Here is a 12881-nt window from a genome sequence, read left to right as displayed (position 1 = left end):
TGTTTTTTTTTATTCCCCCCCCCCCCCGGGGGGGGGGTCGCCCCCCCGGGGGCCCACCCCCCCCCCGCGGCGTTTCTCAGGCCCGCTTCGGGCTGGTGACGGCGACCAGCTCGGTGCCGTCCTCGGACAGCCGCAGCTCGGTGCGCAGCTCGGCCAGCTCGCCGAGGTGGTGCAGGTGGGTGCCGCCGCAGAAGATCTGCGCGCCGCCCTCGGGCAGCTCGCAGTGCCACTGGCGGCGGGCGGTGAGCTCGGGGCCGGGCACCTCGATGCGGACCGGGGCGTCGGCGGCGACCCAGGCGGCCAGCCGGGCGTTGACGGCCTCGGTGAGGGCCGGCAGGGCGTCGGCGAGGGCCGGGAACTCCTCGGTGGCGTCCACCGTGAAGCCCTTCTTCTTCAGCGACTTGCCGAGCCGGTAGGTGTCGGTGCTGGCCGCGGTGTCCATCACCGAGCTCGCCATCGCGAGGCTGTCGAAGTCCGGGTGGCCGAAGGCGTCCGAGCGGCCCGGGTCCTTGCGCCAGCGCGGGGCGAGCGCGGCGTTCAGGGCGAGGGCGAGCAGGTGGCAGCCGCTGTGCGAGGCGCTGAGGGCGCCCCGGCGGTCGGCGTCGACGGCGAGCGCGGCGGTGCGGCCGACGAGGTCCCCCGGGTCGCCGTCGACGACGTGCAGGACCAGCCAGGACCACTCCTCGTCACCGCGCCGGACCGGGATGTCGGCGCCGACCAGCGGTTCCCCGCCCTCCGGGCCGACGGCGCCGGTCAGGCAGTCGACCACGGCCAGCTCGGTGCCGTCGACGGTCAGGGTGCCGAGGTCGGCCGGCTGGTCGGGCCAGGTGTGGTCGAGCGGGTGGAACGGGGTCGCCGCGGTGACGACGGCGTACCGGCCGTCGGCCAGCGGGTGCACCGCGAGCACCGGGGACTCGCCGGTCACCGCCCCGGCCGGGAAGCTGACGTGGGTGGTGGGGAGGGTCATTCCTGGCTCCGGTGAAGGTGGGACGACGAGGGTGGGGCGGGCCCGGCGCTCGGCCGCGACCCGCCCCCATTCTGCCCTTCGCCCGTCGGAGCCCTCGGCCCGGCATCGCTCCGCCCGGTGCGGCTCAGCCCAGCGTCGGCAGCTTGATCAGCACCAGCAGCGCCACCAGCTGTATCGCCGAGGCGGCCGCGGCCTTGCCCCAGGGCAGGTCGTGCAGCCGCCGGACCATGCTGGTCAGCAGGTACGCGCAGAGCATCCAGGTGGCCCAGCCGACGACCTGGACGACGGCGCTGCCGGAGGGCAGCACCAGGTCGAGCAGCAGCCGGGGCGCGTCGGTGAGCCAGCCGATCAGCGCGGCCAGGCCGACGGTCGCCTTCCACGGGCCGTCGCCGCCCAGCTGGCGGGCCATCGCGTAGGTGACCCCGCCGAAGAGCGCGCCGGCCACGGTGAAGCCGATGGCGGCGGCGAGGATGCCGGTCAGCGCCACGGTGAAGGTCGAGTTGACGATGTCGTCGTGGGTCAGCCCGATGCCGAGCACCGCGAGCGCGCCGTACAGCAGCGAGACGGTGAGCGCGGGCAGCCAGACCTGGTGGTCGCGGGTGCGGTCGAAGACCGCGGTCGGGCTGCGGAACAGGCCGGTGAACAGTTCACGCCAGTGCGGCCGGGGCCCGGCGACGTGCGGGGCGGACTGGCCGCCGGCCCGGTAGACGGCGACGTTGTCCTGGCCGTACGGCTGCTGGTCGTAGCCCTGCTCGGCGCCGTAGGGCGGCTGCTGCCCGTGGCCGTCGTCGTAGTAGCCGTGCTCCTGGCCGGGGTGCCCCTGGTACGGCGGCTGTCCCTGGTACGGACCGCCGGCCGCGTACGGGTCGCCGACGGGGAAGGCCCGGGTGCTGCCGGGCCGGTCCGCCGCGTACGGGTCGTACCCGTCCCCCGCCGTCTGCCCGGGACCGCCGGGACCACCGGGCGTGCCGCCGGGACCGCCGGGCGTCGCCGCGTGCGGGGCCGTGAAGTACTCCGGCCCGTCCGTCCCCCCGTGCCCCCCGGGCGCGGACGGCGGCGGAGGGGCCGACCACCCGCCGCGCGGACGGTCCGCGCCCTGACCGTTGTCGTATCGATTACCAGCCACGGTCCGAAGGTACCCGTCCGGCCCGGCCCGCGGCGGCCCCGGACGAAGCCGGGGCCGGTTTGCAGCGAGGCTGAGACGAACGGGGCCGAAAACCCGCGGGGCGCGGGGTGGCTACCGCTGTGCGCCGACCGACGGCCCGTGCACCGCCGCGGCCGCGCTGGTGCCGGCCGGGCAGCCGCCCGGGCCGGCCGAGGTGCGGACGGCGCCGACCGGCAGCAGGGTGCCGCAGGCGATCCGGATGCCGTTCGGCAGCTCGTTGTCCGACTCCACGATCGCGCCGTCGCCGATCACCGCGCCGTCCAGCGCCGAGCGGGCGCCGACGGTGGCGAAGGCGCCCACGATCGAGTCCTTGACCAGGGTGTCCGGGCCGATCACCGCGCCGGGCAGGATCACGCTGCCCTCGACGATCGCGCCGGCCTCGACCACCGCGTCCTCGGCGACCACGGTGCCGCCGCTGAGCACCCCGCCCGGGTGGACGGTGGCGCCGGGCAGCAGCAGGGCGTCGCCGGTCGGGCCGGGGACGGCCGGGGAGTCGACCTTGCCGAGCACCAGGTCCGCCGAGCCGCGGACGAAGGCGGCCGGGGTGCCCAGGTCCAGCCAGTACGAGGTGTCGACGACACCGCGCAGCAGCGCGCCGGTGGCCAGCAGTTCGGGGAAGGTCTCGCGCTCGACGGACACCTCGCGGCCGGTCGGGATGCGGTCGATCACGGACCGGGTGAAGACGTAGCAGCCGGCGTTGATCTGGTCGGTGACGATCTGCTCCGGGGTCTCCGGCTTCTCCAGGAACTCCAGCACCCGCCCGTCCTCGTCGGTCGGGACGAGGCCGAAGGCCCGCGGGTCCTCGACCCGGGTCAGGTGCAGGGTGACGTCGGCCCCGGCGGCCACGTGGCCGTCGCGCAGGGCGGCGATGTCGACGCCGGAGAGGATGTCGCCGTTGAAGACCAGGACCGGTTCGTCCGGGCCGCAGGTCAGGCCGGAGGCGGCGTTGCGGATCGCCCCGCCGGTGCCCAGCGGCTCGCGCTCGGTCAGGTAGACGAGCTCGATGCCGTACGGGGTGCCGTCCTGGAAGTGGTCCTCGAACACCTCGGCCAGGTACGAGGTGGCCAGCACGACGCGGGTGACGCCGGCGGCGGCCGCGCGGGCCAACTGGTGCGCGATGAACGGGACGCCTGCCACCGGCAGCATCGGCTTGGGGGTGTGGGTGGTCAGCGGACGCAGTCGCGTGCCCTTACCACCGACCAGCATGATCGCCTCGGTCATGGTCTGCGCTGTTCCCCTTGTGGTCTCTGCGGCCCGGCCCGGCGGGCCGACACCTCGTCGTCGGTCTGGACCCGGCCGTGCGGCCGGCGCGGGTCGCCACCCGCCCGGGGCTTCCGTCCGGAACGGGTCGACCGGCACGAAGCCGGTCCGGGCCTACTGTATTTGCTTCCGACCGAATGCCCGTCCGGCGCCTGTGCGATTGCCGTCACCCCCCGTACGCCCGCCGTACCGGGGCGGGCCGTCCGGAGCGACCGAAAGCCCGGCCCGGCGGGCGCGTTCGCGGCGTCCACCGGGCCGGGCAGTTGTTGCAGAACTGTCGAACAGCGGGCTCGTCGGCGCCGGTCAGGCGTCCACCGTCGCGGGCTGCTCCTCGTCCCCGGTCGGCGGGAGGGCCTTCACCGAGTCGAGCAGCAGCTGGGCCACGTCGACCACCTTCAGGTGCTCCTTGGCCGCGCCCTCGTTCTTCTTGCCGTTGACCGAGTCGGAGAGCATCACCAGGCAGAACGGGCAGGCGGTGGAGACGATGTCCGGGTCGAGCGACAGCGCCTCGTCCACGCGCTCGGTGTTGATCCGCTTGCCGATGCGCTCCTCCATCCACATCCGGGCACCGCCGGCGCCGCAGCAGAAGCCGCGCTCCTTGTGCCGGTGCATCTCCTGCTGGCGCAGACCGGGGACCTTGTCCATGATCTCGCGCGGCGGGCTGTAGACCTTGTTGTGGCGGCCCAGGTAGCAGGGGTCGTGGTAGGTGATCAGGCCCTCGACCGGGTTGACCGGGATCAGCTTGCCCTCGTCGATGAGGTGCTGCAGCAGCTGGGTGTGGTGGATGACCTCGAAGTGGCCGCCCAGCTGCGGGTACTCGTTGGCGATGGTGTTGAAGCAGTGCGGGCAGGTGGCCACGATCCGCTTGACCGGGGCGTCCTCCAGGGCCGCGTTCAGCGTCTCCACGTTCTGCGCGCCGAGCATCTGGAACAGGAACTCGTTGCCCAGGCGGCGGGCGGAGTCACCGGTGCAGGACTCCTCCTTGCCGAGGATCGCGAACTTCACGCCCGCGGTGTGCAGCAGCTCGGCGAAGGCCTTGGTGGTCTTCTTGGCGCGGTCCTCCAGGGCGCCGGCGCAGCCGACCCAGTAGAGGTACTCGACCTCGGCGGGGTCGATGTCCTCGCCGATCACCGGCACCTCGATGCCGGTCTCCTTCTTGAGCTCCTTGACCCAGTCCAGGCGGGCCTTGGTGGCCATGCCCCACGGGTTGCCCTTGTTCTCCAGGTTCTTGAGCATCGTCCCGGCCTCGGTCGGGAACGAGGACTCGATCATCACCTGGTAGCGGCGCATGTCGACGATGTGGTCGATGTGCTCGATGTCCACCGGGCACTGCTCGACGCAGGCGCCGCAGGTGGTGCAGGACCACAGCACGTCCGGGTCGATGACGCCGTTCTCCTCGGCGGTGCCGATCAGCGGGCGCTCGGCCTCGGCCAGGGCGGCCGCCGGGACGTCCTTGAGCTGCTCGGAGGTGGCCCGCTCCTCGCCCTCCATGTCCTTGCCGCCGCCGGCCAGCAGGTACGGCGCCTTGCCGTAGGCGTGCTCGCGCAGGCTCATGATCAGCAGCTTCGGCGAGAGCGGCTTGCCGGTGTTCCAGGCCGGGCACTGCGACTGGCAGCGGCCGCACTCGGTGCAGGTGGAGAAGTCGAGGATGCCCTTCCAGGAGAAGTGCTCGACCTGGGAGACGCCGAAGACGGCGTCCTCGGCCGGGTCCTCGAAGTCGATCGGCCGGCCGCCCGAGGTCATCGGACGGAGGGCGCCGAGCGCGGTGCCGCCGTCCTCCTCGCGCTTGAAGTAGATGTTGAAGAAGCCGAGGAAGCGGTGCCAGGCCACGCCCATCGACGGGTTGAGGCCGATGGTGGTCGCCCACGCGAACGAGATGCAGATCTTCAGCATCGCGAACAGGTAGATCAGGTTCTCCAGCGTGCCGTGCGACAGGCCGCCCAGCGCGGAGACCAGCGGGTACGAGACCAGGTGCTCCGGCCCGTACGAGTCGACGCCGTTGAGGGCGCCCTCCAGGCCGCGCAGCATCAGGATGCAGAGGCCGATGCCGAGGATCGTGTACTCGACGTAGAAGGCCTGCCAGGCGATCGAGCCGGCGAACCGGGACTTGCGGCCGGACCGGGACGGCAGGCTCATCAGCCGGATCACGATCAGGACGGCGATGCCCAGCGTGGTCAGGGTGCCGACCAGCTCGACGAAGAGCTGCCAGATCATCCAGTGGCCGATGATCGGCAGCGCGAAGTCGGCGTCGAAGAGCTGGCCGAAGGCGTTGACGATGGTCAGCACCAGGCTGAAGAAGCCGACCGCCACGAACCAGTGGGCGATGCCGACGATCCCCCAGCGGTTCATCCTGGTGTGGCCGACGAACTCGGTCGCGACGGTCTTCACCCGCTGGGCGGGCTGCCCGAAGCGGGTGGAGTCCGGCGCACCGGTGCGGACCACCTTGTAGATGTACAGCGCCGCACGGGCGGCGAGCGCGGTGCCGATCACGAATGTGACCAGCGAGATGACGATCGCTGCTAGCTGCATCGGCTCTCCGTCTCCTGCGGCTTTGCGGTTGAGCAGGCTCTGCGTTACACGGTCTTGGGAACTGAGTGTACTGGTCGGTAACTTGCCGGGCCGACGGCCCGGACATTACCGGTGACCGACCGTCGTCCAGAAGATTCCCAAGCTATGGCGGCAGTCACGTGGCCGCACCCCCGCCCCGGCGTGGCGCACCCACTCCGCCCCATCGCTCAGCAAAGTTGAGCGAGCAGCGCTCATAGCTGTTGACTCCGTCCACCGGGTCGTGCATCCTTGAGCCTGTAAAGCTCAACTCTTCCGTGGAGGTATCTACGATGGCACGCGCGGTCGGCATCGACCTCGGTACGACGAACTCGGTCGTCAGCGTTCTGGAGGGTGGCGAGCCCACCGTCATCACGAACGCCGAGGGCGCTCGGACCACGCCGTCCGTCGTCGCCTTCGCCAAGAACGGCGAGGTCCTCGTCGGCGAGGTGGCCAAGCGCCAGGCGGTCACCAACGTCGACCGCACCATCCGCTCGGTCAAGCGCCACATGGGCACCGGGTGGAAGATCAACATCGATGGCAAGGACTTCAACCCCCAGCAGATCTCGGCCTTCGTGCTGCAGAAGCTGAAGCGGGACGCCGAGGCGTACCTGGGCGAGACGGTCACCGACGCCGTCATCACCGTCCCGGCGTACTTCAACGACTCGGAGCGCCAGGCCACCAAGGAGGCCGGCGAGATCGCGGGCCTGAACGTCCTGCGCATCGTCAACGAGCCGACCGCGGCCGCCCTGGCGTACGGCCTGGACAAGGACGACCAGACCATCCTGGTCTTCGACCTCGGCGGCGGCACCTTCGACGTCTCCCTGCTGGAGATCGGCGACGGGGTCGTCGAGGTGAAGGCCACCAACGGTGACAACCACCTCGGTGGCGACGACTGGGACCAGCGCGTCGTCGACCACCTGGTCAAGGTCTTCCAGGGCGGCCACGGCGTCGACCTGTCCAAGGACAAGATGGCCCTCCAGCGTCTGCGCGAGGCCGCCGAGAAGGCCAAGATCGAGCTGTCCTCGTCCTCCGAGACCTCGATCAACCTGCCGTACATCACGGCCTCCGCCGAGGGCCCGCTGCACCTGGACGAGAAGCTCACCCGCGCCCAGTTCCAGCAGCTGACCGCGGACCTGCTGGAGCGCTGCAAGGTCCCGTTCCACAACGTCATCAAGGACGCCGGCATCTCGCTGTCCGAGATCGACCACGTCGTCCTCGTCGGCGGCTCGACCCGCATGCCGGCCGTCGCCGAGCTCGTCAAGGAGCTGACCGGCGGCCAGGACGCCAACAAGGGCGTCAACCCGGACGAGGTCGTCGCCATCGGCGCCGCGCTCCAGGCCGGTGTCCTGAAGGGCGAGGTCAAGGACGTCCTACTGCTCGACGTCACCCCGCTGTCCCTCGGCATCGAGACCAAGGGCGGCATCATGACCAAGCTGATCGAGCGCAACACCACGATCCCGACCAAGCGCTCCGAGATCTTCACCACGGCCGAGGACAACCAGCCGTCCGTGCAGATCCAGGTCTACCAGGGCGAGCGCGAGATCGCGGCGTACAACAAGAAGCTCGGCATGTTCGAGCTGACCGGCCTGCCGCCGGCGCCGCGCGGCCTGCCGCAGATCGAGGTCACCTTCGACATCGACGCCAACGGCATCATGCACGTCGGCGCCAAGGACCTCGGCACCGGCAAGGAGCAGAAGATGACCGTCACCGGCGGCTCCTCGCTGCCGAAGGACGAGGTCGACCGCATGCGCCGCGAGGCCGAGCAGTACGCCGAGGACGACCACAAGCGCCGCGAGGCCGTCGAGACGCGCAACTCCGCCGAGCAGCTCGTCTACTCGACCGAGAAGTTCATCGCCGACAACGCCGACAAGCTGCCGGGCGACGTCAAGACCGAGGTCGAGACCGCCATCGGCGAGCTCAAGGAGGCCCTGAAGGGCGAGGACATCGCGAAGATCCGCGAGGCCTCGGAGAAGGTCTCCACCACCGCGCAGAAGCTCGGCCAGGCGCTGTACGCCAACGCCGACGCCACCGCCGGTGCCGCCCCCTCCGGTGACTCCGCCCAGGCCAAGGACGACGACGTCGTCGACGCCGAGATCGTGGACGACGAGAAGCCCAAGGGCGGTGCGGCATGACGGACAAGCCGCAGGGCGGCAAGCCCGGCGACGACTCCGCCGCCGAAGAGGCCGTGATCAAGGCTGCCGAGGAGGCCGCCGCGGCCGGCAGCGGGGAGTCCGGTTCGGAGGGTCTCGCCGCCGCCAAGCGCGAGCTCGCCGAGCGCACCGGTGACCTGCAGCGCCTCCAGGCCGAGTACCAGAACTACCGCAAGCGGGTCGAGCGCGACCGGCTGACCGTCCGCGAGATCGCCGTCTCCAACATCCTGGAGTCGCTGATCCCGGTCCTGGACGACATCGGCCGCGCCCGCGAGCACGGCGAGGTCACCGGCGGCTTCAAGTCCGTCGCCGAGTCGCTGGAGACGGTCGTCGCCAAGCTGGGCCTGCAGCAGTTCGGCAAGGAGGGCGAGCCCTTCGACCCGACCATGCACGAGGCGCTGATGCACAGCTACTCCTCGGACGTCACCGAGGACACCTGTGTCCAGGTCCTCCAGCCCGGCTACCGCATCGGCGAGCGGATCATCCGCCCGGCGATGGTGGCCGTCGCCGAGCCCCAGCCCGGCAGCCAGGCGTCCACGGACGCCGAGGCCAAGTCCGCCGACGCGGACAAGTCCGACGGTGGCTCGGACAGCTGACAACCTGTGACGGGTGACAACCAGTGCGCTGCGGAGTCGTACGCCGGCCAGTACGGCGGCCGGCTCCGCAGCGCGCTGTCAGCAGTCGTGCTCGCAGCCGCTGTTGACAGCTCAGTGACGATGGACATCGGGAGGTGGCGTACGCCATGAGTGGCAAGGACTTTGTCGAGAAGGACTACTACAAGGTCCTCGGCGTGCCCAAGGACGCCACCGCCACCGAGATCAAGAAGACCTACCGCAAGCTCGCGCGCGAGTTCCACCCCGACGCCAACAAGGGTGACGCCAAGGCCGAGGAGCGGTTCAAGGACATCTCCGAGGCGTACGACGTCCTCTCCGACGAGAAGCGCCGCAAGGAGTACGACGAGGCCCGCAGCCTCTTCGCCAACGGCGGCTTCCGGGCCGGCGGCGGCCCCGGCGGCACCGGCAGCTACAGCTTCGACTTCGGCGACCTCTTCAGCGGCAGCCAGGGCGGCGCCGGCAGCGGGGGCGGCATCGGCGACGTCTTCGGCGGCCTCTTCAACCGCGGCGGCACCCGGCAGGCCCAGCCCCGGCGCGGCGCCGACGTCGAGACCGAGGTGACGCTCTCCTTCGAGGAGGCGGTGGACGGCGCGACCGTCCCGCTGCGGATGACCAGCCAGGCCCCCTGCCGCAGCTGCAACGGCACCGGCGCCAAGACCGGCACCACCCCGCGGGTCTGCCCGACCTGCGTCGGCGCGGGCACCGTCAGCCGCGGCCAGGGCGCCTTCGCGCTCTCCGAGCCGTGCAAGGACTGCCGCGGCCGGGGCATGATCGTCGACGACCCGTGCACCGACTGCCACGGCAGCGGCCGGGCCAGCTCGGCCCGCACCATGCAGGTCCGCATCCCGGCCGGCGTCCAGGCCGACCAGCGCATCCGGCTCAAGGGCAAGGGCGCACAGGGCGAGCGCGGCGGACAGCCCGGCGACCTCTACGTCACCGTGCACGTCGACCCCCACCCCGTCTTCGGCCGCAAGGGCGACAACCTCACCGTCACCGTGCCGGTCACCTTCCCCGAGGCCACGCTCGGCGCCACCATCGAGGTGCCCACGCTGAACGGCCCCGCCGTGAAGCTCAAGCTGCCCCCGGGCAGCGCCAACGGCCTCACCATGCGCGCCCGCGGCAAGGGCGCCACCCGCAAGGACGGCACCCGCGGCGACCTCCTCGTCACCGTCGAGGTCGTGGTGCCGCAGCACGTCACCGGCGACGCGCTGAACGCCCTCGAGCAGTACCGCGAGGCCACCGCCTCCGACGATCCGCGCGCCGCCCTCTTCCGGGCGGCGAAGGGAGCGTGACGACCAGATGTCCCCGATGAACCCGATCGACCCCGACACCCCGATCGGCCCCGGCCTCGGCGAAGGCCTGCCCGGCGCCGGCCCCCGCCGCACCCGCCGCGCCGCCACCGCCCCGCCGGCGTACGTCCTCACCGAGGACACCCCGGTGTACGTCATCTCCGTGGCCGCCGAACTGTCCGGCCTGCACCCGCAGACCCTGCGCCAGTACGACCGCCTCGGCCTGGTCTGCCCCGACCGCACCGCCGGCCGCGGCCGCCGCTACTCCGCACGCGACATCCAGCAGCTGCGCGAGGTCCAGCGGCTCTCCCAGGACGAGGGCATCAACCTGGCGGGCATCAAGCGGATCATCGAGCTGGAGAACCAGGTCACCGCCCTCCAGTCCCGCGTCACGGAACTGGTCGACTCCCTGGAAGGCGCCGCCACCGCCCTCCAGCAGCGCGAGGCCGCCGTCCACGCCTCCTACCGCCGCGACCTCGTCCCGTACCAGCCCCCCACCCCGCAGTCCAGCGCCCTCGTCGTCTGGCGCCCCAAGCGCTGACCGGGCACCCACCGGCCGCCGGCCCCTCCTCTCGGGGGGTGCCGGCGGCTGCCGTGTGGTGAGAGAGTGCAGTCACATTTCGTCTTCATCGGACTCATCAGGTCTGGCATGCTGAAACGTGACTCAGCGGCGGCGCTGATGGGACACAGGCGTCACGGTAACGGCAAGGAGCCGCAGATGAGTGAACGAGAGCAGCCCGTTGCCGCTGGCTCACCCGTCCTGTCGGCCGAGGCCCGAGAGCTATATCTGGCCGTCATCCGAGGAGACGGTCATCTGCCGTCAGGATCCGATCCCGGGCGGGCCGATGCCGCTCGGGACGAGTTGGTCGGAATTGGCCTCCTCGTACCCGACACCGACGATCCGAGCGATTTCATAGCGGCCGATCCCACCCAGCTCTCGACAAGCCTCAGCCATTCGTGGCAACGCCAAGCACTGGATCTCCTCTCGCGGGCCGTTTCACTCCCGTCCGAACTCCAGGAACTCGCACAGGAATTCCACGCCCCGAAACAGCAGGGAGGGTCGATCGAATATGTGCGAGGGAAGGCCCTAATTCATCAGCGAGTACAGCAGTACAGGGTTTCCATGGAGGAAGCCCTGGCGCTCCAGCCTGGCGGCCCTCGGCCGCCGGACGTTCTCTCGGTCATGGTCGAGCAGGACCTGAACACCCTCCGCAGTGGCACGACGATGCGGACGATTTACCACGCCAGCACCCGGTACCATCAGCCGACCAGGGATTACGTGGCCACACTCGCACGTGCTGGTGGGCAGTACCGGACTCTCGACGAGCCCTACACGCGACTGATAGTGATGGATCGGCGCGTGGCCGTGATCCCGATCGCCGATGACATGAGCCTCGCGGCCTTCATCTACGACCCCGCAGTCGTCAGCTATCTCGTCGAAGAGGTATTCGAGCGCTGCTGGAGCCGCGCGCTGGAATTCGAGGGCGACCGCACAGTGCCACAACAGGTGGTGTCCCGCCTGCGCCAGACGATTATTGACCAGATGCTAGAGGGCACCAATCACCGGGTCATCGCACGACGCCTGGGAATCAGCGAGCGAACGCTGGCCAGACATATAGCCGAGATGCGGGACGACTACAAGGTCGACTCACTGTTCCAGCTCGGATACGTTCTCGGCCGCAAGGCACAGGGGCCGATCGACTGAATCACCGCCCACTACGGACAGACCGGAGAATGTTCCGGGATTCCGGCATGGCCGGGGCGAACAGGGCCGCACTCAGGTCCAGGCGATGTCGTCGGCAAGGGTCACAGCAGCTTCCGTAGCGCCTGTCCCATGAGAATCGACAGCGTCCGCGAGGCAGCCAACGCCAACCACAGCAGCCGCGACGGCCAACGAAAGCACAACCTTGCGGACAAATCGGCGCATGGTAGGCACGCCCCCACTCTCTCCCTCGGGAATCGCCACTGGAAGTTTCAAGCCAGGATAACGGCTCACATAGTGCCGCACGATAGAGAAGCTGTCACCTGGCCTGCCGCAGAGTGTGCGTCATCTCCCTGCCAGGCGTCCAGATGACACAGGCCAACCCTGGACGCGACGCCGCCCGGCGATGGACGATCAGTTCGCTCCCAATGGTCCGGCAAGACACCACATCTTGCCAATGTACCGTCAAATGCTAAGTCGTTCACCAGCGGCATCACCACACAGAGCAGCCCACAGCCAACGCGTCGCCGACTCTCACTCCCCCGGTCGGCCTTTCCCCGGAGTCGACATGACCGAGCCCTACCTGCGTCACCACGACAGCCAGGCCCCTGAGGGTCGGCGTGCACGTGTGTTCCTGGCCGCCCCGCTGATGCGACTGACCGGGCCGGCCGACAGCGTGGTGACCCTCGCCAGCCGGACGCGGCTGACGACGCTCCGCACCACCCTCCTCCGCAGCGGTGCCGCCGTGTACAGCGCGCACCACAGCGACGCCTGGACCATCTCCGGCCGCGCGCCGGAGCCCCGCGTCCCCTCCGACTTCCGCGCCCTCCAGTCCGCGGACCTCGTGTTCGCCTACGTCGGCGCCCCGCTCTCGGCCGGCGTGAGCCTGGAGCTCGGCTGGGCGTCCGCGCTGCGCAAGCCGATCGTCCTCCTGGTCGACGAGGCCATCACCCACAACCCGCTGATCGCCACCATCGAGCAGGTCGCCCCCGTCCTCCCGCTGGTCTTCGACGACACCTGGTCGCAGGAGGCCCTCAACCACACGGTCGAGACCGCGCTCGACTGGGCCGGCATGGCGCTCTCCCTGCGCGAGGGCTTCTGGACCGCCCCCGGCGAGCAGTTCAACGTCCCCCGGCAGCAGCCCGCCGTCCCCGGCTACTGGCCGACCGGCGCCGCCACCGGCTGAG

9 protein-coding genes and 1 pseudogene are annotated in these 12881 nt (G+C 70.6%); 6 read left to right on the top strand and 4 right to left on the bottom strand.

Annotated features, from left to right (window positions below; all coding sequences use genetic code 11):
* Positions 1-76: 76 nt before the first annotated feature.
* The 4 genes and pseudogenes from ACFRQN_RS18870 to ACFRQN_RS18855 all read right to left on the bottom strand — a co-directional run bounded on the left by ACFRQN_RS18870 (position 77) and on the right by ACFRQN_RS18855 (position 5921).
* Positions 77-967, bottom strand: coding sequence for a metal-dependent hydrolase (locus tag ACFRQN_RS18870; RefSeq protein ID WP_074001851.1), 891 nt, complete (start codon positions 965-967; stop codon positions 77-79).
* Positions 968-1091: 124 nt separating this feature from the next.
* Complete coding sequence (locus tag ACFRQN_RS18865; RefSeq protein ID WP_380741246.1) at positions 1092-2093, bottom strand: Yip1 family protein; 1002 nt, start codon at positions 2091-2093, stop codon at positions 1092-1094.
* Between the two features lie 186 nt (positions 2094-2279).
* Positions 2280-3353: pseudogene (locus ACFRQN_RS18860) on the bottom strand (sugar phosphate nucleotidyltransferase); the annotation flags it as partial.
* Positions 3354-3695: 342 nt separating this feature from the next.
* On the bottom strand, positions 3696-5921 hold the full coding sequence (locus tag ACFRQN_RS18855; RefSeq protein WP_380741245.1) for a (Fe-S)-binding protein: 2226 nt from the start codon (positions 5919-5921) through the stop codon (positions 3696-3698).
* A 308-nt stretch (positions 5922-6229) separates the two neighbouring features.
* Between ACFRQN_RS18855 and dnaK the strand changes: the two genes are divergently transcribed.
* The 6 genes from dnaK to ACFRQN_RS18825 all read left to right on the top strand — a co-directional run bounded on the left by dnaK (position 6230) and on the right by ACFRQN_RS18825 (position 12880).
* Positions 6230-8071 (top strand): molecular chaperone DnaK, encoded by a 1842-nt coding sequence (gene dnaK, locus ACFRQN_RS18850; RefSeq protein ID WP_074001854.1) that lies wholly within the window; start codon positions 6230-6232, stop codon positions 8069-8071.
* A complete protein-coding gene (gene grpE / locus ACFRQN_RS18845; RefSeq protein ID WP_049650422.1) occupies positions 8068-8685 on the top strand; it encodes a nucleotide exchange factor GrpE in 618 nt (205 codons plus the stop codon). Before dnaK ends, grpE begins: the two co-directional genes overlap by 4 nt.
* A gap of 146 nt (positions 8686-8831) precedes the next feature.
* Positions 8832-9995, top strand: coding sequence for a molecular chaperone DnaJ (gene dnaJ / locus ACFRQN_RS18840; protein WP_049650429.1), 1164 nt, complete (start codon positions 8832-8834; stop codon positions 9993-9995).
* A 7-nt stretch (positions 9996-10002) separates the two neighbouring features.
* Positions 10003-10533: a heat shock protein transcriptional repressor HspR gene (locus ACFRQN_RS18835; RefSeq protein ID WP_380741244.1), complete on the top strand. Its 531-nt coding sequence runs from the start codon at positions 10003-10005 to the stop codon at positions 10531-10533.
* A 177-nt stretch (positions 10534-10710) separates the two neighbouring features.
* Positions 10711-11697: a helix-turn-helix domain-containing protein gene (locus ACFRQN_RS18830; protein WP_049650421.1), complete on the top strand. Its 987-nt coding sequence runs from the start codon at positions 10711-10713 to the stop codon at positions 11695-11697.
* Between the two features lie 565 nt (positions 11698-12262).
* A complete protein-coding gene (locus ACFRQN_RS18825) occupies positions 12263-12880 on the top strand; it encodes a hypothetical protein (RefSeq protein WP_143204511.1) in 618 nt (205 codons plus the stop codon).
* Position 12881: the final 1 nt, after the last annotated feature.

Origin of the sequence: Kitasatospora sp. NPDC056800, from assembly GCF_042789775.1 — a bacterium.
Lineage (GTDB): Bacteria > Actinomycetota > Actinomycetes > Streptomycetales > Streptomycetaceae > Kitasatospora.
Note: the sequence above shows the minus strand (reverse complement) of the source record. Positions and strands in the feature narration are given on the sequence as shown.

Coding starts and splice junctions, on each gene's coding strand:
- ACFRQN_RS18870 (WP_074001851.1), bottom strand. CDS start 967: ATGACCCTCCCCACCACCCACGTCAGCTTCCCGGCCGGGGCGGTGACC.
- ACFRQN_RS18855 (WP_380741245.1), bottom strand. CDS start 5,921: ATGCAGCTAGCAGCGATCGTCATCTCGCTGGTCACATTCGTGATCGGC.
- dnaK (WP_074001854.1), top strand. CDS start 6,230: ATGGCACGCGCGGTCGGCATCGACCTCGGTACGACGAACTCGGTCGTC.
- grpE (WP_049650422.1), top strand. CDS start 8,068: ATGACGGACAAGCCGCAGGGCGGCAAGCCCGGCGACGACTCCGCCGCC.
- dnaJ (WP_049650429.1), top strand. CDS start 8,832: ATGAGTGGCAAGGACTTTGTCGAGAAGGACTACTACAAGGTCCTCGGC.
- ACFRQN_RS18835 (WP_380741244.1), top strand. CDS start 10,003: ATGTCCCCGATGAACCCGATCGACCCCGACACCCCGATCGGCCCCGGC.
- ACFRQN_RS18830 (WP_049650421.1), top strand. CDS start 10,711: ATGAGTGAACGAGAGCAGCCCGTTGCCGCTGGCTCACCCGTCCTGTCG.
- ACFRQN_RS18825 (WP_143204511.1), top strand. CDS start 12,263: ATGACCGAGCCCTACCTGCGTCACCACGACAGCCAGGCCCCTGAGGGT.